General features: G+C 43.7%; 1 pseudogene. It reads right to left on the reverse strand.

The window, feature by feature from the left end:
* Window positions 1-749: pseudogene (locus ACH0AK_RS14915) on the reverse strand (triacylglycerol lipase); the annotation flags it as partial.

Below are 749 nucleotides of genomic sequence, written 5' to 3' on the forward strand. Positions count from 1 at the left end.
CGGATTTTATCTCTAAATTCCTGTGTTGGCTCATCGACAATCTCCCATTTTGTACAATTAACTTCGGCTAATGTTTCAATTACCTCGTTGTACGTCAAATGTGGGGTATAATTGCGTACTCTTCCCAACCAGTCATTCCATAACTCTTCCAACTCCGTGATCCCGTTTTGGTAAATCACGCGAACATTGCTCATCGCCTCATCAAATTTACTTGCTGCGGTCCGTACTACAGCTAATGCTTGGCTATCCTCTAAATAAATTTTTTCTGATTGAGAAAGTCCGCCGCCACTTGCAGTCAGCTTCTGTTGTAACTCTTTTAAGGTCAAGAATTCTTTGATTTGAACCTTGAGCCACTCATTTTCTTCTTTCACACGCTTGATTTCATCTAGCGTATGCTCGCCACTGACTGCTATTAGTTTGATCATTGCTTCGTTTTCCAAAAGTGTTTGTTGCCACAAAGTTGGGGCTAACAAGATCCCCCCATTGCCATCGACGTATACGATGATCTGTCCATGCTTATCGATGTAATTTCCCTCTTCATCTGTTCTGAATTGATCCAGCGAATGTCCAAATGTTTCCCAGCCCGAATTATCGATTCCAAAACTATTGATTGGAAGCATCCCTTTCCCACCAGTGAAAAGCCCACTCGTGACGACATCCGAAGTGTCGTAGATATTGATCAGGGTACCGTTGTGATTATCGAATAAGGCTTGTGCAAGCCCTGGTCCTGCCGCGCCGTACGTCACACT

Origin of the sequence: Enterococcus pernyi, from assembly GCF_045371165.1 — a bacterium.
GTDB classification, from domain to species: domain Bacteria; phylum Bacillota; class Bacilli; order Lactobacillales; family Enterococcaceae; genus Enterococcus_B; species Enterococcus_B pernyi.